The sequence below is a fragment of the Haloterrigena salifodinae genome, from assembly GCF_003977755.1.
Classification (GTDB): domain Archaea; phylum Halobacteriota; class Halobacteria; order Halobacteriales; family Natrialbaceae; genus Haloterrigena; species Haloterrigena salifodinae.
The window spans coordinates 1061745-1085591 of record NZ_RQWN01000001.1 but is presented as its reverse complement, the minus strand read 5'-3'; the positions used below and the strand labels follow the sequence as shown (position 1 = coordinate 1085591).

Annotated in this window: 20 protein-coding genes and 2 pseudogenes; 5 read left to right on the top strand and 17 right to left on the bottom strand. The window is 57.1% G+C overall.

Annotated elements, in window-relative coordinates; translation table 11 throughout:
• Nucleotides 1–116: 116 nt before the first annotated feature.
• The 15 genes from EH209_RS05490 to EH209_RS24550 form a co-directional block, all read right to left on the bottom strand.
• Entirely contained in the window at nucleotides 117–1043 is a 927-nt protein-coding gene (locus tag EH209_RS05490; RefSeq protein ID WP_126661910.1) for a DUF368 domain-containing protein, read from the bottom strand.
• A 123-nt stretch (nucleotides 1044–1166) separates the two neighbouring features.
• Nucleotides 1167–4163: an oligosaccharyl transferase, archaeosortase A system-associated gene (locus tag EH209_RS05485; RefSeq protein WP_126661909.1), complete on the bottom strand. Its 2997-nt coding sequence runs from the start codon at nucleotides 4161–4163 to the stop codon at nucleotides 1167–1169.
• Between the two features lie 312 nt (nucleotides 4164–4475).
• Nucleotides 4476–5915, bottom strand: coding sequence for an oligosaccharide flippase family protein (locus EH209_RS05480; RefSeq protein ID WP_126661908.1), 1440 nt, complete (start codon nucleotides 5913–5915; stop codon nucleotides 4476–4478).
• Nucleotides 5912–6811: an alkaline phosphatase family protein gene (locus EH209_RS05475; RefSeq protein WP_126661907.1), complete on the bottom strand. Its 900-nt coding sequence runs from the start codon at nucleotides 6809–6811 to the stop codon at nucleotides 5912–5914. Before EH209_RS05475 ends, EH209_RS05480 begins: the two co-directional genes overlap by 4 nt.
• A gap of 2 nt (nucleotides 6812–6813) precedes the next feature.
• Nucleotides 6814–7728, bottom strand: coding sequence for an alkaline phosphatase family protein (locus tag EH209_RS05470; RefSeq protein ID WP_164722001.1), 915 nt, complete (start codon nucleotides 7726–7728; stop codon nucleotides 6814–6816).
• A gap of 47 nt (nucleotides 7729–7775) precedes the next feature.
• Nucleotides 7776–8966 carry a glycosyltransferase family 4 protein gene (locus tag EH209_RS05465; RefSeq protein WP_126661905.1) on the bottom strand — a complete coding sequence of 397 codons (1191 nt, stop codon included), beginning with the start codon at nucleotides 8964–8966 and terminating at the stop codon, nucleotides 7776–7778.
• An 87-nt stretch (nucleotides 8967–9053) separates the two neighbouring features.
• Nucleotides 9054–9983, bottom strand: a complete 930-nt coding sequence (locus tag EH209_RS05460) for a hypothetical protein (RefSeq protein WP_126661904.1) — start codon at nucleotides 9981–9983, stop codon at nucleotides 9054–9056.
• A gap of 117 nt (nucleotides 9984–10100) precedes the next feature.
• The gene (locus tag EH209_RS05455; protein ID WP_126661903.1) at nucleotides 10101–11414 is read right to left on the bottom strand and encodes a sulfatase; all 1314 of its coding nucleotides are present in this window, start codon (nucleotides 11412–11414) and stop codon (nucleotides 10101–10103) included.
• A complete protein-coding gene (locus EH209_RS05450; protein WP_126661902.1) occupies nucleotides 11411–12091 on the bottom strand; it encodes a hypothetical protein in 681 nt (226 codons plus the stop codon). Before EH209_RS05450 ends, EH209_RS05455 begins: the two co-directional genes overlap by 4 nt.
• Nucleotides 12078–13052: a glycosyltransferase gene (locus EH209_RS05445; protein ID WP_164722000.1), complete on the bottom strand. Its 975-nt coding sequence runs from the start codon at nucleotides 13050–13052 to the stop codon at nucleotides 12078–12080. Before EH209_RS05445 ends, EH209_RS05450 begins: the two co-directional genes overlap by 14 nt.
• Nucleotides 13053–13081: 29 nt before the next feature.
• Complete coding sequence (locus EH209_RS05440) at nucleotides 13082–14137, bottom strand: glycosyltransferase family 4 protein (RefSeq protein ID WP_126661900.1); 1056 nt, start codon at nucleotides 14135–14137, stop codon at nucleotides 13082–13084.
• Nucleotides 14137–14745, bottom strand: coding sequence for a glycosyltransferase family 2 protein (locus EH209_RS05435; RefSeq protein ID WP_164721999.1), 609 nt, complete (start codon nucleotides 14743–14745; stop codon nucleotides 14137–14139). Before EH209_RS05435 ends, EH209_RS05440 begins: the two co-directional genes overlap by 1 nt.
• A 17-nt stretch (nucleotides 14746–14762) precedes the next feature.
• On the bottom strand, nucleotides 14763–15842 hold the full coding sequence (locus tag EH209_RS05430; protein WP_126661898.1) for a glycosyltransferase family 4 protein: 1080 nt from the start codon (nucleotides 15840–15842) through the stop codon (nucleotides 14763–14765).
• Nucleotides 15839–16981, bottom strand: coding sequence for a glycosyltransferase (locus EH209_RS05425; protein ID WP_126661897.1), 1143 nt, complete (start codon nucleotides 16979–16981; stop codon nucleotides 15839–15841). Before EH209_RS05425 ends, EH209_RS05430 begins: the two co-directional genes overlap by 4 nt.
• A gap of 87 nt (nucleotides 16982–17068) precedes the next feature.
• Nucleotides 17069–17251: an HVO_A0556 family zinc finger protein gene (locus EH209_RS24550; RefSeq protein ID WP_126661896.1), complete on the bottom strand. Its 183-nt coding sequence runs from the start codon at nucleotides 17249–17251 to the stop codon at nucleotides 17069–17071.
• A 43-nt stretch (nucleotides 17252–17294) separates the two neighbouring features.
• Between EH209_RS24550 and EH209_RS05415 the strand changes: the two are divergent.
• Nucleotides 17295–17522 (top strand): annotated as a pseudogene (locus tag EH209_RS05415) (UTP--glucose-1-phosphate uridylyltransferase); the annotation flags it as partial.
• Between the two features lie 165 nt (nucleotides 17523–17687).
• Here EH209_RS05415 and EH209_RS05410 read toward each other — a convergent pair.
• Nucleotides 17688–18233, bottom strand: coding sequence for a CDP-2,3-bis-(O-geranylgeranyl)-sn-glycerol synthase (locus EH209_RS05410; RefSeq protein ID WP_126661895.1), 546 nt, complete (start codon nucleotides 18231–18233; stop codon nucleotides 17688–17690).
• A 235-nt stretch (nucleotides 18234–18468) separates the two neighbouring features.
• On the opposite strand from EH209_RS05410, the gene EH209_RS05405 reads away from it, so the two are divergent.
• The 3 genes and pseudogenes from EH209_RS05405 to EH209_RS05395 all read left to right on the top strand — a co-directional run bounded on the left by EH209_RS05405 (nucleotide 18469) and on the right by EH209_RS05395 (nucleotide 21824).
• Nucleotides 18469–19647, top strand: a complete 1179-nt coding sequence (locus EH209_RS05405) for a M24 family metallopeptidase (RefSeq protein ID WP_126661894.1) — start codon at nucleotides 18469–18471, stop codon at nucleotides 19645–19647.
• Nucleotides 19648–19710: 63 nt separating this feature from the next.
• Nucleotides 19711–21000 (top strand): glutamate dehydrogenase GdhB, encoded by a 1290-nt coding sequence (gene gdhB / locus EH209_RS05400; RefSeq protein ID WP_126661893.1) that lies wholly within the window; start codon nucleotides 19711–19713, stop codon nucleotides 20998–21000.
• Between the two features lie 63 nt (nucleotides 21001–21063).
• Nucleotides 21064–21824 (top strand): annotated as a pseudogene (locus EH209_RS05395) (IS5 family transposase).
• Nucleotides 21825–22060: 236 nt separating this feature from the next.
• Here EH209_RS05395 and EH209_RS05390 read toward each other — a convergent pair.
• Nucleotides 22061–22675 carry a methyltransferase domain-containing protein gene (locus tag EH209_RS05390; protein WP_126661892.1) on the bottom strand — a complete coding sequence of 205 codons (615 nt, stop codon included), beginning with the start codon at nucleotides 22673–22675 and terminating at the stop codon, nucleotides 22061–22063.
• Nucleotides 22676–23513: 838 nt separating this feature from the next.
• Here EH209_RS05390 and EH209_RS05385 point away from each other — a divergent pair.
• Entirely contained in the window at nucleotides 23514–23846 is a 333-nt protein-coding gene (locus EH209_RS05385) for a hypothetical protein (RefSeq protein WP_126661891.1), read from the top strand.
• The last annotated feature ends 1 nt before the right edge of the window (nucleotide 23847 follow it).

Here is a 23847-nt window from a genome sequence, read left to right as displayed (position 1 = left end):
CCGAATCCTCGCTATCGTATTGGACGCTCCCCACCGAAGTCAGGTTCGCCGTCGCGGTCAGTTATCGGGCGGTATCGAAAATCAGTGCCGCTCCGTCTCGTGTTTCTCGTCGCCGCTCAGTACTCGAGGTCGTCGGTGTACCAGTCGACCAGTAACACGGCGCCAGCGCCGACGAACGCCATCGCGACGGCGATGCCCGGCGTTCCGAGCGACGTCTCGCCGAGGTTGCTCAGGACGCGCTCGACGGGCAGTCGCAACGCGCCCACCATCAGGCTCACCAGCGCGGCCAGCGTCGCGGCCCGGTAGTGCTCGAGGGCATAGCCGACCGCGTGGGCCATCGTGAACAGGCCGACGACCGCGCCGACGCCGAAGACGACGACGACCGTTCCGGTCTCGAGGACGGGCGCCAGCGCGCCGCCGTCGAGCAGGCCGAGGAGCGCGTCGATGAACCCGCTCAACGTCCCCGTCATGTACTCGTACTGGCCGAGGATCAGGAGGAAGAACGCGCCCGACACGCCGGGGAGGATCATCGCACAGATGGCGACCGCGCCGGCGACGAGGATGATCGGCAGCCCGTGCGGGACGTTCCCCGCGGTCGTCCCCGAGACCGCGAACGCGAGCGCGATCGCGCCGACCGAGATCGCCACGCGGCCGACCGTCCACCGGTCGATCTCGCCGTAGAGGACGACCGCCGACGCCGCGATCAGCCCGAAGAAGAAGCCGTACGTCGCCACCGGAGACGTCGTCGCCGCCTCGTGCATGAGACTCGAGAGGAGCACAATCGCCGTCCCGACGCCGAGTCCCAGTGACAGCAGAAACGGGATCTCCATTCGCTCGAGTTCCGTTCGGAGTTGCGCTCGAGCCTCGGGATCGTGAGGCCGCAACGCCGGGCGAAAGGCCCGGGGATCGATGGCGGTGATCGCGCGGATCAACCGGTCGTAGATGCCGACGATGAGCGCGATCGTCCCGCCCGAGACGCCGGGGACGACGTCGGCCGCGCCCATCGAGAACCCCTTGCAATACACGGCGAGAAAGTCCCGCATTACTGGAGCTATTTCGGACGGGGAGAAAAGCGTTCTCACTTCCGGAGGTCGCTGTAGGAGGTCGGATTTTGCGACGCGAATTCCGTTCGAAAATCGACTGCGACGACGGGGCTCGGGTCGCCGTTAGTTGTCCTCGGTTTCGGCGCCGTCGTCGGTTTGGTTGCCGTCAGTCTGGTTGCCGTCGCCGGTCTGGTTTCCGTCGGCAGTTTCGTTGCCGCCGTCAGTTTCGTTGCCGTCTGCCGAGCCGCCGTCGGTTTCGTTCCCGTCGGTCTCGTTGCCGTCCGACTCGTCGGGGTCCTCGAGTTCGGTCTGCTCGAACCCGTCGACGGTGATGGTCTCGCCCTTGACCACTTCGGTCTCGGGAACCGCCGTCTCCGTTGCGTAGCCGGTTTCGCCCGGCTCGCCGACGGTCACCTCGTACTCACCGGTCGCTTCGACGGAACTGTTCGTGTAGCCGTCCTCGACGCCGAGTTCGTCGTTGGTCGCGTAGGGGACGGTCAGTTCGAACGAGCCGTCCTCGGCGACCTCGGTCTCTTGGGTGTAGTTGAACGTCCGACCGGCGTTCGTCTCGAGTTCGACTTCGACGCTGGCCGTCGTCTCGTTCCCGAGCACATCGGCGTCGTCGTCGACGGTGCCGGTGAGCGTCGCGCCCTCGACGCGCTCGAACGTCTTCACCGCGGCGGCGCTTCGGGCGCCGAGCAGCTGCTGGGTCGGGTTCTGCTGGATGCTCTGGATCCGCTGGAAGCCCATCTGTTGTATCGCCACCGACGGCCGACCCTCGCCGGGAGCCGCGAGCTCGCCGTCCTGGTAGTAGATCACGTCGCCCTCCTGGTAGCCCAGTTCCTGCAGTTCCTGGCCGGCCTGTCCCTGAATCGCGGGAGTATACACCTGCGCGTAGGCGACGATCGTCGCCGTTCCGGCGTCGGCGTTCTCGTGGACGGTCCGGTAGTGCTCGAGCCCGTCAGCGTCGTCGAAGTACAGCTGGGACTGCATCGTGTCGTAGTACGGGATGGAGCCGTTCTGGTAGTCGTTGATGTTCACCGGTTGTCCGTCCTCGTGGCCCTCCGGCGTCACGTAGTGTTCGTAGTTCGGCCCGGACCACGCGGTGATCGCGGAGAACTTCCCGGCCGCCATCTCGTAGTCGATCATCACGTACCGCAGTTCCTCGTTGGTGGCGCCCTCGGACAGCGACTCGAGTTCCTCGGTGGACTTGTCGGCCGGGTTCTCGCCGGCGGCGATGGTATCCAGCACCAGTTCGCCGCGTTCCTCGGACTCGGCGGTCAGGAACGACGAGGCGGACGGCGCGTTCTGCTGGAACGGGTTCGCGTGGGGGATCCGCTCACCCTGCGTCGTTATCAGGTGGCCGTAGTCCCACCACGACATCACGCCGTAGGCCCCGTCCGGATAGTCGTAATCGCCGTCGGCGGGCGCTTGATACGTTCCGAAGTACTCGAGTTGATCGGCGTTTTCGTGCTCGCCCCAGTTGCCCGGCGCGGGCGTGTTGTTGGCGAGCCACTCGTTCGACCCCTCCCAGACAATCGTCGCATCGCTGGAGGGAGCGGTGTTGCTGGCCTGCTCCCAGCTGGTCGAGCTATCGGCAGCGATCGGCGGGAGCAGCGGCGCGAACAGCAAGATTACGACGAGGAAGAGCACGATCACCTGGTAGGTTTCGATCTGGCGGAAAGAGTCGATCCCACCGCGGATATCGAGGTTGAAGATCTCAACGACATCCGCGATGAAGACGGCGTTGACAACTGCGACTGCGAGCACGAGATAGTAGGTGAAACGAACCTGCGTCGCCGTCATGCTGATGAGGAACAGCGACCAGACGATGACCAGCGTGTACTCAGCCCGGAATTCGCGGTCGCGGAGCGGACGGGCGACGAGGAGTGCGAGTCCCACGAGCATGGAGTAGAAGGCCATGCCGAACTCCTCACGTACGTGATTTCCGAAATTGTCTGGTGGCTGTGCTTCTGAAATCGTGAGCGTCCCTGAACTCGGGTTCAGTGGGAGCAGTCGGCTCGTGAGGTTTCCGATTAGCGTATTGTATAGCCCGGGCAGCGCGAGCCACATAACGAGCAGAATCGCGACGGCGATACCGCCGATCGCGACGGGATAATATTGGCGCTCTATGCCGCGATTGTTCCACTCCCGAGCTAGCCAGGCCATGAAGACACAGCCGACGGCGATGAGGAGGGCAGTGAGAGGTTGTAGGTAGCTGAAGGTGGTGACACCGAATCCGGATCGCTCGATTAGCAGCGTTGTCGTCAGCGCGGTCACGCCGAGACTGACTGCGCCGACGAACGCGATATGATCCGGGGAAACGCCACGGAGGTAGTCCAGACAGAGCTGAATTGCAAAGAAGACGCCGAAGATGCCGACGAGAACGATCGCTGACGGCCACACCCAGATGTACAGCATCATCGCGATCCCCGCGAGGACGCTGTACATCGTCGGTGCGCGGAGCGCGTTCCAGTCGCGATCGACGATCAGTTCGTAGACGGGCTTTTGCTGTTCGCCCGAGCGAAGGGCGGCCATCATCGCGACGACGGCGATCGCCATGAACAGTACCTCGCCGACGTGGTGATCGAGTTGGCCGACCGTCGATCTGGTCAGAAACGTTCCCGGTGCGAGTGCGAGTATAGCGATGGCGACGAGTCCGCCGAGCGTGCCGCCGAGCCGACGACCCATGTAGAACACGGGAATCGCGACCAGTGCGGCCATCGCCGGGATCATCAGTAGCGCGACGGCGTAGACGGTCTCCGGTGACGGATCACCGAGACCGACGATCATCGCGACCGTGACGATTATTTGGTCGAACAGCGTCCCGAACTGCCCGACGTAGGTCCCTTCAGGAAATCCGGACCACACCTCGTAAGGCATCGTGTTCGGATAGTTCTCCGCCGTCCATTCGATCGTTCGCCACTGGTACCAAGAGTCGACGCCCGCGAGGGCAGGCGAACCGTCGTCGGTAACGAATTGATCGTACGCCTGGGTCCGTACCCAGAACATAAACAGCATCACAGCCCCGAGTACGGGGATGTGATACCAGTTACTCCACGTCTCGAGGAGAGAGGGTGACGTCTCGGACTCCTCGACGTGTTCGGTGTCCGTACTCATTAGGTTGCACCAGACCCAAGTCAAGAATAAGCCTTGTCATCTACTCGCGGTGCTTTCATGTATTGTTGTTGTTTGGCCCGAAATACTGACAGTGGCGTCTATGGAACACCTCCAATAGACATTTCGGCCATTCCGAGGGGAGTATCTATGTATCCGCCCTTACTTGTTCGCTGCCAATACTCGTTAGGAGACACCAATTCCAAGCGAAGAATGAGCCTATTCATTCATTTGTAGAAGTTGGTATTTAGGTCTATAACTGGAATGGCTTATTTTTCTAAGCGATAGCTATGACAATCTGGTTGAAGAAGTAGCTCAATCCGACAACGCGTCTGAGAGGATACCTCTGACAGTGATGCGGAAGGACTCACTGATAGCGACGAGTGCGGCAAAGTAGATTGCACCGCCAAGACTGATGAGGAACAGCAGCTCTCCCCACCATGAAATGCCGAGAACACCATGAGCGAACTCGACGGTGATGAACATGACTCCGCCCGCGAGAATTTGGTCACGGAACGGTTGTGTGAACACGGGGACGTCGGGGAGATACTGCTTGAGAGCGTACACGGTGAGAGTGTATTTCACGAACTCAGAGACAACCGTTGCGGCAACGACGCCGACAATGCCGTACCAACGAAGAAGGAGGTAACCGAGGCCGAGATTAAGAACAAGTACTACTGCTGACACACGTGTGTTAATGTCCGGACGGTCGATGCCACTAATTGTTGATTGGGCCTGACTCGTCTGCATACTTACTATCCGGAACAGCGCGATTCCAACGAATGCCAGTCCGACGCCGCTGTACTCGGATCCGAACACCGTCACGAGCAGGTCGTTCGGCATCGCTGCAGCGCCAAAGAAGATCGGAATCGCAATCACACTCGCGTGTCCAAGAGAGTTCTCAACATCAGTTCGGATGGATGTCTCGTCATTCCTGCTCTTGTACTCGCTCACGCGTCCCATCAGTCCCGCCGACGCCACGCCACCGATGAACGTGCCTGGCATCGTGAGTTGCATTGTCGCCTGATACTTTCCCACTGCTGCAGACGAGAGTAGTGCGCCGAGGAGGAGGATATCCATCCGGGACAAGGCCGTTCCGAGAAATCCGTTTGGGACGCTATACTTGGCGTACTGTCTGATGCTGGCGAGTGATTCCCATGAGGGAACCGAAGGCCGCAGGTGAATCTTCCAGAGTACGTATGGAACTGTCAGAGCCGTGGCTGCTGCGAGTCCGTACGCCATACCGGCAGCCCCGAACCCGAGCAACACGAATCCAAGCTGTAACGGTGTCGTCAGGAATGATCGGAGTGTATCAGACCAATCCGCTGCCGAGAAGTTCGAGCGCGCCGAGAGCACCCGATTCGTCGAAGCAAAGAGACAGACAAACATGAAGAGCACAGCAAACGGGACAACCATCCCGTCGATATTGTAGACGGTGGTCGTCCGGCCAAAGATGACAGCTAGCGGCACGACAACTAAAGAAGCGGCCACCGCACCGACGAGACTCGCACCGAGCGCTTCGTCCATTGGAAAACCAGCCTCCGTGATTCGCTTTTTGCAGGCGTCTCCCCACCCTGTTACAGGGTTGTCGAGAACTTCGACGAGCGTGAGGAGAAGATAGAATGCGCCATACCCTGTGGGACCGAGTACGCGGGCGAAAACGACTGAGCCGGCGAACCCGACCGCAGCCATGAAGAACTTCGCAAGAACGCCTTTTGAAATCTCAATGCCGAAATCCGCCTCCGCCGCACTCATATATACCCGAGGTCCCTGAGTCGCTGCTCGTCGATGTCCAGTCGTTCGTCTTCACTTTCCACCTGTGGGGCGTGCTCGTTGACCCACGACTTAACGTCGAGGATAGTATCGGGGACGGAGTCGGTCGTACTCGCTGCGTACGCTCGCCAAGAGTGCGCCCCGGAGCCGGAAGCGTGATCGTGTTCGTCAGAGTAGAAGTCGACTGTCATCCCATGGTCGCTCACCAGAAGTAGGTCGTCACTCGGATCTAGACGCTTACAGAGTTCGCCCACGAACTCGCCGGCGCGCTCGTATGCCGTTCTCAGTCGATCTCTGTCTTCCGTGTACGCATGTCCGGTTGCGTCGAGCAAATGAACGTGAACGCCTGCGACGGACACGTCATGCTGCAGCATCTCGCGCACCCAGCCGAACTGCTCTGCAGCGAGCCCTAAGATATCGCGTTCGAATTCAGCGTTGGTCTGACCCTCTCGCCACATGATGTCCCACGCACGCTTCAACTCCTCTCCATTCGAAACACCGGGCCAGTTGTGAACGATCCTGTCCTTACCATCGAACATCGTGGGTGAATCTACTTCAGCAATCGTGTACTCCGCACCGGTGGCTCCCTCGATCAAGTTTCCTAGATTAGACCGCATCGACATCGAGAGGTGGCCTGTGAACCGAGAGGCAAAGTCGACGAGCGGGTTACTCCACTTGCTCGTCCCACCGCTGACACCGTGGTCACTCGGATGCATACCCGTGGCTGCGGACGCCCACGCCTCGGGCGTGTACGGCTGCTCACGCATATGAGAGACGGTTTCCATACGCCCAGATGTCTCTAAGCGCAGGCGATCAGCGTCAAACTCGTCAACGAGTGCGGAGTCAAGTGCGTCGAGTGCAACGACAAGTAGCGTCATCGTTATGAGATGTATCCGAGATCGCGAAGTTGCTCTTCCGGAACCTCCATCTCCTCGCCTCGGCGACCGATGTCGTCAAGCCGCGACTCAACCCACTCTCGGACGTCGACAACGTCCATCGGGACGGAGTCGGCTGTGGATGCGACATGAGGTCGCCAAGAGTGCTGCCCTGCCGTGTCGTCACCGAGGAACTCTGCTTCCATCCCGTGGTCACCGAGAAGCAGCAATTCATCGTCCGTATCCAGCTGCGTTCGAATCGACCTTACCCGGTCTGCGACCCACTGGTAAAACTCTCTAAGTTTATCTTCATCCTCAGCGTAAATGTGACCTGCTGCGTCCAGAATGTGTGTATGGACGCCAAGAAGAGATGGATCAAATCCTACGCGATCACGGCACCGAAGTCGCTCCTCTACCCACTCAAACTCCTGGGCCGCGATTGAGTAGACCGCCGCATCGAATTCGGTGGTGACGAGTTCGCCGTCAATGGCCTTGTTGTACAATCCATGTACCTCGTCGACGTCGGAGTTGTCAATCCCCGGCCAGTTGTGAAGGTATCGGCCCTCCTCCGAGAACATCGTCTCCATGTCCGTCGCACCGAAGCCCCAGTCCTCGCCAGTGTGGGTCGTCACGAGCTGTCCAAGGCGGTAGCGCGTGTGTTCGCTGAGGTGACCCGTGAACTTCGAGGCGAATTCAAGGACGGGATTGCTCCACTCGCTCGTTCCTGCGTTCTTCACGTCGTGTTCCTCGATCGGCAGTCCCGTAGCGACAGTTGTCCAGACTTCCGGCGTGTACGGGACCTCTAGGGAGTAATTAAATGTCTTGATCTCTCTGTCGGTCTCTAGGCAGAGGGCGTCCAGACCGAAATGGTCGACCAGCGCGTGGTCGATCGCGTCAATTGCTAAAACAACGATCGTCATTGTCGTCGGATGTTCCTCCCATTGCTTAGTATGAACGGTTTTTGCTCCTACGTATTTGCCATCTCCCGGTATATGTCGAGATACCGCTGGGCTATTTCCGCATAGTCGTGATCCTTCTCGACTTTCTCTCGGGCGTTCCATCCCATCTCCTCAGCCAATTTGTCATCCGCGAGTAGTTCAACCATTGAATCTGCCAGCGCATCCGCGTCCCTGGATGGCACGATGTAGCCGTCGGTGCCGTGGCGGGTGAGGTCTCGCGCGCCCGAGACGTCCGTTCCGATTACAGGACATCCCGCGGACATCGCTTCCAGTCGGACATGGGAGAATCCCTCCGAGAGGGAGGAGTGTACGAACGCACGCGCACGGTGCAGCAATCTGAGGAGTTTCTCGTCCTCGACAAACCCGTGGAATATCACCGAATCCTCGAGGCCAGCCGTCGCAACTTGTGTCTCGAGGTCCTCACGCAACGGTCCGGTGCCGACGATGTGGAGTTCTATGTCTGGGAACTCTTCGGTCACCATCGTCATCGCGTCGAGCAGGTACCGGTGGCCTTTTCGCTCGATGAGATTTCCGACGGTGACGAACGACTGGTTCCCGGGACCAGCCTGGAACGGGAACTTCTGCATGTCGACGCCGTACGGAATCACGTCTATCTTCTCGGTATCGGTGTACTGCTCGAAGCATTCCTTCGCGTCCGAGTGTACGGCAACGATTCGGTCTGCTCGCTCGAGCGTCACGCCGAACAACCGCTCGCGAACCGGGTCGAGGCCGTTCCGCACGACAGGTTCTGCTGCACGTGCAGCGAACGTCTCGAGTACAGCTGGAATATTCCGATCTATCTGCCGCGCAAGCACTCGCTTGAACTCAGCTGACGGGACAGCGTGTCCTCCCTCTGCTGGACCGATGAGGAATGGTGTATCCGAATCTGGCGGAAGCAGGACGGCGGGGTTGAATTCCCGGAACCCGAGATTCGCGTGCTGGTAGACATCAACATTCTCGGAGCGAACAGTATCGTAGAGTTCTCGGTAGAGCGACGCAAAGTAGAAAAGTCGATTCGGCTTGTCGTGGGACCGAACAGAGACGTTTGACGGGAACGCGCTAGAGTCCGCGCTGAGATGGTTCACGTGCGCATTCACGCTGACATCGTCCGCATCGATCTCCCGGAGTAACCGGTATGTTCGGGCGTAACTTCCTGAATAGAGAACAATTTCAGTCGGTGCAGCAAGGACGCGTATCATTGCTTTCCGCGTTGGTTTCGGGTGCGATTAGATAAGCCCGTTGTAGTACTCCAAACGATTCGGCTTCGACGAGCGTTCGAGTGCCTGTTACGCCTTGTATCCGAGTGCCCGCAATCGGTCGTCCAGATCAGATTCATTCTCGTGTTCGTCCATGGCTTTGGGGATCCGCGTTTGGTTGTCTTCCGCGTCAACTTTGACCCAGGGAACGCGCTTCAGCCTTGGAATCGGCGCCCACCTTGGATGTTCATATAGCCCCCATTCGCCGAGAAGTTCCGCGTGGTCGGCTGAAAGATAGACATTTTCCGCTTCGAGATTCGCTGCAAGTACCTCCACTTCCTCCAGTCCCAGTTTCAGTGTCGCTTTGTAGCCGCTTCGAAGTTCCTCGTCGGACAGCACTCCGACGCGAGCGTACTCTGTCTCTGTCCAATCGTCGGTCACGCCACGCATATCGGTGTCGAACTCATACTCGACATTGATACTTGGGTGCGGCGTGTGCGGCTGCATGTACCAGACGAGCATTCGGTCTGGATTGTCATCGCGCCAACGGTTTATCGCGTGATTCGTAACCACTTCGGGCGGGAGAATGCCACGTTCTTCGTCCCAGTACGTCTGCAGGAGCGTCTCGACGGAGTGAAATTCCGATTCGTCGAGTTCTCTCTCGGTCCATCCGTTTCCGGAGACGATTGAGAGACCCTCTTTTTCTCCGGGGTGAAGCGTCTTGAGGCACTTGTTCACCCACTCGATGCTGGAGGACGCTGGCGAGTACTGAGTGTCTATTTCCTCGACCCAGTTGAGGTCCGCCTCCTGGTGCACCTGCCGAAGATAGTCAGGTCGACAGCTATCGAGGAGAATGAGTACATCCCAATCCTGCTCAAACTGTGACGTTCCGTAGTTGACGGATTGGCCAAGTCGCTTTGCGCCGCCGACCATCAACTTTGAGAAAGCCCCTCGGGCACCACTGATACCAAATTCAGTGACCTCTTTTTTCGACTCGTAAATCCATTCATTCAATCCCATTTTAATTAACCTGTGTTGGAAGAGCTACCTTAAAAGCCATCATATTTAAATTAAAACTGGGGAATTTCAATTTTTCGCGCCAGAAATTTCGGAAGTTCACCTTATCGTTGGAACACATCATGCGTAGCCATTTGCTTTGAGTCGTTCGAGTGCCGCTTGTGAGATATCCGGTCTATCCGCCGTTTCAGAATGTTTTTCAAGTTGTTCTACAAGGTCTTTCAATTCATTCTGCAATTTATTTGACTTATGGGAGCTATGTGATTCCCAACCATCTATGGATTCGTACTCGTAGCCGTCAGTTGTAACGATACCTCGGAATACAGAATCGTATCTCTCAACATCGTGTCCCATGTTAGAAAGCTTCAGAACCCTATCTTTGGGAAGTCCGTGACCTTCAGTCAGGTACGCCCGTCTCCCCATTTTGTCCTCTAATAACGGCTCTCCTCTTCGATTAGAGGGAATTCCGGCAAGTTTGAGCACAGTCGGATACACATCAAGGAGACTGACCACCGAATCAAGTTCCTTGTTTTCTAACCCCTCCCCCGATACCACCAAGGGAACATGAGTCAGTTCAGGAAATAGACCGTATTCGTGACCGTAGTATTCATGCTCCCCAAGTAGTTCTCCGTGATCTCCAAGTGTGATTACATAGTCCATTTGTCTGGTAAGATCTGCAAACAATGTCCTATAGGCGTCAGAGAGGTAGGAAACTGCTGCATTGTATGCCTCAGCCGTTTGAGATTCATCAAGTGGTTCGAAGTGGTGCTGGAGACCAAGTTCCCTTGGTGCCGAGCCAGAGACATACTTCTTAGGAATCTTATCGTAGGGAGCATGTGCCTCCATCAGATTGAAAAATACGAATTCATTTTCACTGAGCTTTTGGCTCTTGAACCACTCAATCGCTTCGGTAATGCCGCTATCTTTATCTTGACGGTCTCTAGCTTCACGCAGTTTTATTTGGAGACCGGTTTTGAGTGACTGAACGGCGTCTACGTCCTTCTGGAAACATTTCAATAATGCTCGCCCAAATCGGCGGATTCCTTCGTCTCCGTATTCCTCGTGGAACGCTCCCCAGTCGAGAATCTCGTCGAACATTGGGAGATTGTCGAAAGAACCGTCGAACGTCTCGAATCCTCTATCGAAATTGAAAGCTGGAGTGATGAATGGATTTGCAGAAAACCCCTTAGTAGAGAACCCTTCCGAAGCCAACGTTTCGGGTAGTGTCGAATCTCTACAAGAGAGTGCCTTGGAGTGTGCTATACTCCCATGCTCTGTCGGGTATTTTCCGGTAAACAACGAACCGTGTACGGGAACGGTCCAGTGACTTGGTGACCAGGCGTTCTCGAACCGCTGACCAGGAAGCCAGTCAAAATGGTTATCAAATGCATCCTTTCGGAGCGTATCTAGAACTACTAGGGCAATTTGAGTCATGAATTATCGACTTCCTTTCGTTTAGCGGTTATCACATAAACATCTTCCTCGGGGACTTCAGGAGAAATATCTTTTATAATATAACCTCTCTCCTCAACCTTTTGCTTCACGTCTTCGGTCGGGGATCCCAGTTGTCCGTGTGATTCAACTATGAGGGTTTCCGGAGTACAGTTAAATCTTGGGAGAATTACTTGTTCTGCTCCTTCACAATCAAGTACTAATACATCACAATTTGGAATCCTCTCTGGTTCGATGATCTCCACATTATCAGTCTTTCCCCAAACATCTCGATCCTCGCCCACAATTTTAAGTTGGATATCGACGAATTCGGAAACATTATTCAAATGCAGAGTTTCCTTTATTTTGCTAATATACTTGGGAGAGCCTTCGTACACAATTACGTGTCCCGATGGCTCAACTGCTCTGACAGCCGCAACAGTACTTGGACCCCGTCCTCCACCAATTTGGACTATAGTGTCCCCCTTGTTGGCATGACAACGAACACTCTCGATGAGTGGCTTTTCATAATCAGGAAAGGTTACTTGCTGATCAAGAAGTTTGACTGCTCGTATCGGTACACCATTGTAAACGGCTAGCTTTTTTGGCAAAAATGGTCTAAGAAACCGATTGTAGGCGGATTGAACTAGGGATTGAAGAGTGGAGTCAAGTGGTGGCATGCTTTTCAATTAATTGCTCTACCTCTTTTGCACTCTCCTCCCATGTAATTGGTTCGTAATCGGTGGAACAACCCGACGCTGATTGTACTAAACTTGCAACCTTTTTTGGATCATGGATAGAAAATGTATACGCAGCTGATCCTATATCAGCCGCTGATGGAATTGACTCATGGAGGACAACAGGTGTTCCACAAGCTGCTGCTTCAATCGGCGTGCGTCCATATCCTTCCTTTTCAGCAGGATGGAGGAGAACAGATGCGTTCGAATATAGACGGCGTAAGTCGGCTATAGGTACACGCCCAAAATGATGCACTTTGTCGGTTAATTCCTCTTTCTCAACCATTTGGCTAAATATTTCCGTATGTTCCTCTGAGTACTGGTTTCCACAAACTACAAGTTCTTTTTCGGGTAGACGTTTTAGAGTTTCAATTAATATATCTGGTCGTTTCCTAGGCATTAGTCCGCCGGCATATAGAATGTATTCGTCAGGGACATCGATGGATGGATCTGAGGAATCCTTATAAAAGTTTCCCGCACTAACTCCTTGTGTGAATACACAAATTGATGACTGAGGGACTCCAATTTGATTAACTATATCTGATTTCGTTTTTTCCGAAATGGCTAAAACTAAGTCGGCCTTTTTCAGGTTGCGTTTCATCAGACTTAATGTAATTTGGTAAATAATATCGTTATTCGGATTAGATAAATGGTCAAGGTCATGAACAATTGGGCAAATAGCTGCGTTGAATTTCTGGGGAGGTACACCAGCTAAGAGTACATCACGGGGAAAAATGATCGCATCATGCTTTTTTGAAGCCACTTTTACCACTTCACGTGTCTTCCGGAGAATTCTATCTGTTTCTGTGAAAATCGGTAACGGAGAGTCTGGTATGTCAAAACGGTCACCGTCTAATGAATCATATAATCTATCGGACACTAGCCCTATGCTTCCTTCGCCCATTGGACTTATTGAACAAATGTTGGCTTTAGTCATAATCTCTCATATATTTTAATGTACTCTTGAGATGTATTTTTCCATGTGAATTGTTCAGAGAGTTTGTAAGAACTCTCTTTCTTGTCTTGAATCCTACCACCAGAAATGAGGTTAATAGTTTCTGATGCCGACTTAGCCATAGACTCTACTGTAACCACTCCACTAGATCGCCTTGCAACGTCAAGTTGAGCAAATCCACAGGATTCAGTGATCACCAACGCACAGCTATTGGCAATTGCCTCTAATGCTGTTATCGAAAAATTCTCATGAACAGCTGGTACCGCTACAATATCGGCTTTTTTATACAGATGAGTCAATTTCTCACGGGAGACAAATCCATGATGATGGCCGTGCCACTCGGCCATTGACTCCCAGTACACTTCATCACTAACACCTCCGACAATATCGACTTGATAGTCCTCGCTCTCTGGATCAAGCCCATTTAGGAACACCCGTTGCCCTTTCTTCGGCGTGATTCGACCAGGCAGGAGGATACGGGGTGGGTCGGAAACTTTGGACGGCGGCGTTCGGGTTTCGGCACTGATTCCAAGTGGAACAACTGTATCAGGGGGGAACCACCAGTACTCCTTCATTTGGCGCTTGGTCTCCGGACTTGACGCAACGACTATGTCTGTCCGACTCGCTCCGATTCGATTCGCTATATTCAGCAGGATGTCGCCCGCGAAATAGCCATATCCTCGAAAGTCGTCCCGGCAGAGTCGCCAGCGTTCATAACTGTCTGATGTCCACTGAACCATCCGGATATCTGCTTTGAACGGATACTCCTCAAGCGGGTGAAACACGTCCGGATCGAGGTCACGTACATGACCCCGAACCCACTTGAAGTAGGAGAAAAAGCCAGAAATCGACTGCGGGGTCTTTTCGAAGCGAGTGACGTGCACGTCAGAGTGGGGGTGCTCTTCTCGGTCGCCGTGCGTAAACGCATGTACCTCGAGTCCAGTGTCTGCAAGCGCTTCCGATAATCCCTCTAGAACCCGTGAAGGTCCGGTGTCAGACGTGTTGAAAGTACCAGTGAGTGCGACGGTCTTCATCACTCGGGCTCCAGTTCGTCGACCGCATGTCTAATCGACGCAGGCAGGTTCTGCTCTTTACTGATCCCTGCTTCTAAACCGAGATTGTACGCGATAGTCGCACTCAGGATGTACGGCGCGTACCGGACGTGTTTCCCGCAGAGATACATGAGTCGCCACGCGCGGTCCCACGTCGTGATCGAACGCTCGTGATCCTCGTGATAGAACAGATGTCTCGGGACCGTCTTCACCGAATAGCCCGCATTGTGAGCTCGCAGCGAGAAGTCCGTGTCGCCGTTGTGGCTATGAAGACGTTCGTTGAAGCCGTCAATGTCGCGCCAGAGAGATTTATAGAAAATCATCACTCGACCAGCGACAAGTCCGAACTCCCAATCGGCTACTCCGAGCAGTACATCCTCGTCGACCTCGTCAACGAGAGCGTAGAACAACTCCTCCGAGAACGCGATGTCGTCGTCAAGAACGGCAACGATATCTGTCTCAGCGTTTTCTATACCCCGATTCCGAGCCTCATTCAGCGACCCCTCTCGCTCGACGGACACTGGAACGTCTTCGGGGACACTCTCCAGTGTCAACACGTCATCTTTGATAGAAGGAATGACAACAGACACATTCGATTTCATAACCATCAGGCGGTATGAACGCAGTCCTTATCGCTGTTTCCCTTCTCATGATTGTAAAATCGAGCGGCGAGGCATGTGCTGATCTCTGTCCATGTCTTGATGTCGCTATCCGGCGTCTGCGAGAGTGCGTTACGGAGTGCACTTGCGACCACCTCTGGCGATGTGGAAGAAACACCTTCCACGCCAGATTCGCTCATCCAATCTAGTAGTGCACTAGCCTCTCGCACTACACACGGTGTCCCTGCCGCTAGCGCTTCCGCAACAGTCATCCCATATGCTTCAAACGTTGAGAGAGTCACGTAGACATCTGCTCCGGCGTACAACCCCGGGAGTCGCTCGTCATCCACGAAACCAAGAAAGTCGACCCGGTCAGCGACACCCTCCTCATGAGCGATCTGTTCCAACTCCTCTCGATAGGGACCACTCCCCGCAACGAGGAGATCGTACTCGGGCAACTCCGAGAGCGCTTGAATCACATGCTGGATACCCTTGTACTCCTCTAGCCGCCCAACACACAGCAGGTAGGGTTGTGGACGTTCCTCCGGTTCGGCCTCCGCGAACCGTTCCACATTGAGGCCATTTGGAATTACTGTCGCGTTGACGCCAAAGTCTTCTTGAAGTTGGTTATGCTCCCACTCGCTGACTGCAACTATTTCATCTGCCTGCCGGATGGCCCGCCGACCAAGTGGTCGATAAAGGGACAGCAGCACGTTTCGAGGACTGCTCGCACTTGCACCGTGATAGTGTGTTGTCACGATAAATCGTTTATTGGATACACCGAGCGCTGCGAAGAACAGCGGGAAAGCGTGATAATTGTGCGCGTGGACGATATCGGCGTCAGCACGTCGGACCGCAAGTGCCATACGTGGGGCAGCGTAGAACGCACCATCGGGATTGAGGGAGTGAAATCGCCGAACACGAACTCCGTCACTAGTGCTTTCCGTTGGAACGTCAGGTCCGGCGTCTGCACTGTAGACAGTTACCTCATGTCCGCGATCGACGAGTCGCGTTGCAATCTCCTGAACGTGCGTTTCTACGCCACCGGCGTGGGGCGGGTAACGATGCGTGACGAACAGAATCCTCATTCGAACGCCTCCCGCAATTCGCTGTCAACGTCCCATGTCCCGTCGGAGTCACCGACTACCAGTTCCACGCTGGCCCGTAGCAGCGACACTTGCGCGTCGAAGACAGAATACAGCACCTGAACAGGGCCGAGGAGGTCTTTCTGACCCAGATACGCGAATAGAGTGATCACGATCGGAACCGCCAACCCGCCGGCGCCAAATAGCGAAACGGCCGCAGCAGTCCCGACCACGACCGTCACTGCGATCAACCATGGCGAGACCACCATAAACCACCAGTTGAACGGTAACACGACCTTGCCGTACCGCCCGTATCGGCCAAGGGCGTCCCGGTGCTGTGCTAACAACCGAATCAGTCCCATTCCGCGCCTGTCCTTCTGCTTGCGTCGTTTCACGAACTCAGAATGGCTCGCCTCCATGTACCTCACAGCCGGATCGAAGATCACGCGGCTTCTCTGTCGTCGGATTTTCAGTGCCAGCTCGGTATCGTCAGCAAGCGAGTTCGGGTCAATCGGCAGCAATGCGTCGTTCTCGAACGCGGAGAACGGTCCGTGAAAGATGAGCGTCGAGTCAAGGTGCGACTCCAGTTGCTGAATGTGACTCTGGACGCCGCGATAACCGGACTCGACTTCACTACCGCCGAGCACTTCGACGTTGCACCCCGTCACGGCCGCGATGTCGTTGTCCGCGAGATTTGCGGCGGCCTCGAGAAGCGCGTCCGGCGCGAGTTTGGAATCACAGTCGGTCTTCACGACCATTTCGTTCGACGCGGCGGCGTAGGCGTCGTTGAGCGCCGGTGCGAGTCCGCGGCGTTCGTCCTCCTCCAGCAATACCAAATCGGGCGCCTCCAAGCCCTCGAGGTACTCCCGGATGATCGCTCGTGTATCGTCGGTCGAGGAGTCGACGACGACGAGCTCGACCTTCTCCATCGGGTACTCGAGCCCGAGCAGATCGTCGAGTTTCGTTTCGACGATTTGTGCTTCATTGTACGTCGGCAGGACGATACTAACCGTCGGTTCTGCGGGTGTTTTGTCGGCGGGCGACCCCTGTGGTCGGACCCATGCATAGAGCGCGAGGTAGCAGAGATACGGGAACGCTGTAAGGAAGAGAAGTGCGACCGCAGCGACGGCGAGTACGTTCATGGACCTCCGTTATCAGCGTTCGATGAAAACCCCTTCGTAGTCAGAGTGTGTCGCATAGATCCGTTCACTCGTCTCTGGCTTCTGGAATTACGCTTCATTCCACAGTTGTACCGTTGGGACGCCGCACTGATCACAGACGATTGCAGTATTGCCTTTGTACTGATCACGAACGAGCGATCCGTCACTACAATACGTACAGTCGCGATGCTCGAGTTGAGCGAGGAGGTCGCGTTCCGAAGGAATCAGTGCACGATCCGATAAAGATGCCATTGCGCGACTAATTATTCACGGAACGCAAATACTTTCTGGGAACACCTTTCTGCTGGCGATCTTCCACGCCTGTCACCTCGTCCAGCCCAGCGACCGCGGCGAGTACGAACTGCCGGACGCAATCGACCTGCTGATCCAGTCGGGGCGGACTATCGACGCGATCCGGATGGACGGCTGGCGCATCGACGTGGGCTACCCCGAGGACCGCGAGGCGGCCGAAGAACGTCTGCAGGACGACGAGGCGGTCGAAGTAGCGGCGACGGCCGAGTGAGAACGCGATTCGGACCGCTCGGTCCGGTCGAACCAGATCGCATCGCACAGAAGAGTTCTCCTGCATCAGTACTATCCAGCCGAGTGGCGACACCCTCGAGGAACCACATCAACGAAAACTGTACGAAACACGATCCTCGACTCGAGGAGACAACCAAACGCCCGCCTACCAGGGCTCGTTCTTCAGCCCCAACTTGTACGCGATCATGTTGGTCGTTACGTGCAGGATCGGCGTGAGGATCACGACGACGGCAACGACCCCCACTGTGAAGACCTCGAAGAACCACTCCCGCGCCAGCAGCGCGGTCAGCGGCAGAGAGACGACGACGAAGTCGAGTTGATCGAGGCCGGGGAACATCGCGCCGCGCTGGCGACCGGAGCGTCGTTTCAGGAACGACGCGAGGATGTCGCCGAGCATGGCCCCGCCAGCGAGCCCCAGCGCGGCCAGCGGTTCGAATTCGGGGACGTCGATGCCGGTCGCGTCGGCGACGGCGGGCGCCACTACCGTCAGCAGGCCCGCCAGCGCGAGGCCGGCGACGATTCCGGCGGCGGTGCCCCGCCAGGTCTTGCCGTCGCCCAGCATGCGCTTGTCGCCCCACGTTCGACCGCCGTCGATCGGTCGTCCGCCGCCGGCCAACACCGCGGCGTTGTTCGGAACGTAAGCGGGCAACATCGCCCAGAACGCGATCACGATTGTCTCGAGGATTGCCATATCCGCCGGAACGAACCCGGGTCTCTTAACCGCCGGTGGTTTGGGGCGAACGGGCGCGTCGACGCGTCCGCCGACGTGGCTCCCGCGAGCGGGACCGCTGCGCCGCGGGCGCCAGCGTGTCCGCGTTCCAACGAACCCGCTCCCGTCCCACACCAAATGTAAACAGTATCCGTATCTACTATACACGAAAAACTTTTAGCAGTCCTCGTTGACCCTCTTCGCAAGGTCTGTTATCATGCCCCGAGATATTTTCGACGACGCCGAATACGAACGCCGGGTCTCCCGGACGAAAGAGCGGTTGCGCGAGGAGGATCTCGACGCGATCGTCGTCTCAGATCCGGCCAACATGAACTATCTCACCGGCTACGACGGTTGGTCGTTCTACGTCCACCAGGCGGTCGTCGTCACGCCCGACCGCGACGAACCGGTCTGGATCGGCCGCGAGATGGACGGCGGCGGCGCGCGAGCGACCACGTCCCTCTCCGACGAGAGCATCCTGTCCTACAGCGACGACCACGTCCACTCGCCCCACGACCTCCATCCGATGGACTACGTCGCGGGCATCCTCGAGGAACTCGACGTCGCCGACGGCCGTATCGGCCTCGAGATGGACGCCTCCTACTTCACCGCGAAGTCCTACACCCGACTGCAGCAGAACCTCCCCGAGGCGGAGTTCGAGGACGCGACGCTGCTGGTCGGCTGGGTGCGGATCAAGAAGTCCGAACGGGAACTCGAGTACATGCGCGAGGCCGCGCGCATCTCCGAGAACGCGATGCAGGCGGGGCTGGACGCCATCGAGGAGGGTGTCCCGGAGTACGAGGCCGCCAGGGCGATCTACGACGCCCTCATCGCGGGCACCGACGAGTATGGCGGCGACTACCCGTCGATCGTCCCGCTGATGCCGTCGGGCGACCACACCGACACGCCGCACCTGACCTGGACCGACCGCGAGTTCGAGGACGGCGATCCGGTCATCATCGAGCTCTCGGGCTGTCGCCACCGCTATCACTCGCCGCTGGCCCGCACCACGTTCGTCGGCGACCCGCCCGCCGAACTCGAGGAGACCGCCGATATCGTCGTCGAGGGGATCGAGGCGGCACTCGACGCCGTCGAACCGGACGTCACCTGCGAGTCCGTCGAGAAGGCCTGGCGCGAGACGATCGCCCAGTACGGCCTCGAGAAGGAGGACCGGATCGGCTACTCCATGGGACTGGGCTACCCGCCGGACTGGGGCGAACACACCGCCAGCATTCGCCCCGGTGACGAGACCGTCCTCGAGGAGGACATGACGTTCCACATGATCCCGGGCATCTGGACCGAGGCGGTCGGCATGGAGATCAGCGAGACGTTCCGCGTCACGAGCAACGGTGCGGAGACGCTGGCGGACTTCCCCCGGCAACTGTTCACGACCTAACTCGACCCACACCGACCATGGTACCGTCGACATACTACTGTCACCGATCTCACTAGCCGATAGATGACTACGACACCCCCAGAAGAGGCCGAGACCGGATCGGACGATGCCCCAGCGTCGGCGCTCGTCACGGCGCGTCGCCAACTCGAGCGGGCGGCGACCCACGTTGACGTCGATTCCGGCGTGATAGAGCGATTAAAACACCCGGCCAAGGTCCAGCAGGTCTCGGTACCCCTCGAGCGCGAGGACGGCTCCGTCGAGGTCTTCACCGGCTATCGCGCCCAGCACGATGACGTTCGCGGCCCGTACAAGGGCGGACTGCGCTTCCATCCCGAGGTGACCGCCGAGGAGTGCACCGGGCTCTCGATGTGGATGACCTGGAAATGCGCCGTGATGGACATCCCCTTCGGCGGCGGGAAGGGCGGCGTCGCCGTCGATCCCAAGACGCTCACCGAGGACGAGACCGAACGGCTCACCCGCCGATTCGCCGAGGAACTGCGCGACGTCGTCGGGCCGACGAAGGACGTCCCCGCGCCGGACATGGGCACCGACGCCCAGACGATGGCCTGGTTTATGGACGCCTACTCGATGCAGCAGGGCGAGACCATCCCCGGCGTCGTCACCGGGAAACCGCCGGTCATCGGCGGCTCCTACGGCCGCGAGGAGGCGCCCGGTCGCTCGACCGCCATCGCCGCCCGCGAGGCCGTCGACTACTACGACCGCGACCTCGAGGACACCACGATCGCCGTCCAGGGCTTCGGTAGCGTCGGTGCCAACGCGGCGCGCCTGCTCGAGGACTGGGGCGCGACCGTCGTCGCCGTCTCGGACGTCAATGGCGCGATCTACGACCCCGAGGGTCTCGACACGCACGCGATCCCGACCCACGAGGAGGAGCCGGAGGCCGTCCTCGAGCAGGACGCCTCCGAAACCCTCTCCAACGAGGCGATCCTCGAACTCGACGTCGACGTGCTGATCCCCGCGGCCGTCGGCAACGTGATCACCGCGGACAACGCCGACGCGATCGACGCGGACATCGTCGTCGAGGGCGCTAACGGTCCGACGACGTTCGCAGCCGACGCCATCTTAGCAGAGCGTGACGTCCACGTCATCCCGGACATCCTCGCCAATGCCGGCGGCGTGACGGTCAGCTACTTCGAGTGGCTCCAGGACATCAATCGCCGACAGTGGTCCCTCGAGCGCGTCAACGAGGAACTTGAGGAGCACATGCTCGAGGCGTGGGCCGACGTCCGCGAGGAGGTCGAAGCAAAGGACCTGACGTGGCGCGACGCCGCCTACGTCGTCGCGCTCTCGCGGATCGCCGAGGCGAAGGCGACGCGCGGACTCTGGCCGTAATTCGTTCGCGTGGCTCTGTTGAAATTCTCAGGGTGTTACAGGTTCGCGTAATAGTGTGACCGGATGCAGGCCCTCCCGAAATCGCGGTTACTCCGATTCGTGGAACAAGCATATCACTTAGCCCGCCGAGCTGTCACTCGTTACTCCTCAAAGTTCTCGAAACGCCAGTACATACTCCACCAGCACATCGTCCTGCTCTGCCTCAAAGTACGGAAGAATACGACGTATCGGATGCTTCTCGACGAACTCATGAGATGCCCCGGGTTCGGAATGCCATCGACCTTGAGGAACCCCCCTCTCGTTCGACGTTGTGTAAAGCGTTCAACCGACTCGACATGGCAGTCTGGCGTGTTCTTCTCAGTCTCTCAGTCACGCTTCTCCCGACCAACGGTGTCGGAGGGATCGACGCCTCCGTGCTCGACCGCAGTCACGCCTCAAATCACTACACAAAGCGAACGAAGTTGACGATTCAGCAATTGAAAGTCACGCTCCTCGTAGACACGAGGTCGAACGCAATTATCGACTTACACGTGACGACGACACGAAAACACGACTCGCAAATCGCGCCGTCGCTCATCAAGCGGAATACCAGTGATGTAGCGATTCTCCTCGGCGACAAAGGATACGATGACCAGGGGATTCGCACGTTAGCCCGTGAAAATGGTGTTCGTCCGCCTATTAAGCACCGGGAGTTTTCGTCGCTCCACAAGGCGTGGAACGCTCGGCTGGACGCCGATCTCTACGGCCAACGTAGTCAGAATGAGACGGTGAACTCTCGCCTGAAACGGAAATATGGCACGTTCATCCGCTCACGACACTGGTAGAAACAGTTTCGAGAACTCACAGTCGTCTGCTTTGCTCACAATCTCGACCGATCACTCTAACCAGTAGACACAGACCATCTGTCTATCACTGCCCCAGGTACTTGACTCATAATTGTCAGAAATAGTGTGCTGAATAGGGGTCGCGCCTTTCGCACGATAGTAGCCCAGAAGCGCGGCACGGGGATTGGTCAAACCGGCGTCTACGTATAAAAAAGGGGGCAGGCCAGATCAACGGTTTAGTTTGGTTTCCGCGCGAATAGTATCTCTGCTGCGTGTCGGTGGGGTTCACCGCCCGAATAGTCGTCGAAAATAATCTCCTCAGATTCGATGACCTCCCAATCACGATAGTATTCCATTAACTCGCCTTGTGCGTAGAAATACTCGCGTTCCGTCCAGTCCGGTGCCGTCGGAACGTCAGGATGGTCCACGAAAGCGAACATTGCGTGAATCCCGTCGGGAGTCGTTTTCTCTTTAAAATGGTCGAACTGTCGATCCCGGTTCTCCGGTCGGATATATTGAATCGCACCGGCCGAATACACTACATCGACCGCTTCGGAGAAGGTGGCGTCGTTTGCATCAGCTTCGATTGTCTGGAGGGGGACCTTTCGCTCGTTGGCAAGACGCTCAGCCTTTGCTAGGCCGTTGGGAGAAACCTCCATCGCATACACATTCCATCCCTGTTCTGCAAAAAACACGGCGTCCCGACCTTCACCGGCTCCAACGTCAATCGCCGTTATGTCAGAATTGGCCTGTGACGCAACCTCTATCGTCTTCTTAGCCATATCGTTTGGCTCTGTGCCCCAGTAATACTGCTCCCGCCCGTATACTTGTTCTCGGTCAGCGGACTTCATGACTCAATCTATCCGCCAGGTGTTTTAACATCCAGGATACTTTCGCACGTCTACCTAACAGCTGTTTCAATGGACAAAACATTTAATATATAGGATTTCAAGAGAGCCGTTCGCGTCAGTTTTCGGATTCCATTTCGGTTCGTATCGCACACGATTCGCTTGTAGTCGCGTTCGTCAGTAGACGTCCATGGGCTCTATCTGTCTCACTTTGGCTACCAATCCCGGACCGAACTACCGGCATGGTGGCGCGCGCTGGGACGCGATGAGTCGGTGACGAATCGCGTCCCGAAGCCGTTCGAGGTCTTCGCGAGTGAAACGAGCGAATGGCTTGGAAGACGCACAGCGTCTTCCAATGGATGAGCGAACGGAGTGAGCGTTAGCGCGGGGCCAGAGGTCCCGCGAACCATCCGAACGGGTGCTTCGCACCCGTGAGGAGCAATCGGCTGGGGAGGACGTGGCGCTCCCCCTTGCCACAATAGGAGGACAGTATTCTAATCCACTCTATTACAAGTCAGTTATTCAGTTACTGAACCAAGCCGTCCGAGCGTAGACGTGAACACGAAGCGTTCTGCCATATCTGGCGGTGAGGATTTACTACACCCTCCCCAGTTGATTCGCTCACTCCCTGCGGTCGCTCGCTCATCTCTCGCACAACTTCGAAACGCGACTCACTATCCGTTCGTCGCGTCCCAGCGCGCGCCACCCAGCATCGGATGCGTCGCCAGCAGCGATAGGGGAGGTCCCGTGAGACAGCCGAACCGCGATTCGAGAATAACGCCGATCACTACCCTATTACTGCGAGCGAAAACGTGATCAGTCCGATGGTTGAAATTTCGACATGGCCAGTCTCACTGGATACCTCTCGAAAGGGTTCGACCTCGCCGCCGCGGTCGGTACCCTCGAGGTCACCCGCCGAACCGACCGAGGTGTCGACCGCGAGTACCTCGTGCTGGGCTTCAGCCTCGGCATGGCGTACCGAATCCTCGAGGGGGAGTACGTCGGCCGGTTCCGGAAGCACCCGCTGCGATACCTGACCGTCCTGTCGCTGTGGCTCGCGATCACGCGGGCCGTCCTGCCGATGGATGACGAGTCGGGCAGCTACTCGGTCGGAAGCGGCGTCGGTATCGGCTCGCTCGTCTACAGTATCGTCGACCAAAAGCGGAAGTCGTAGC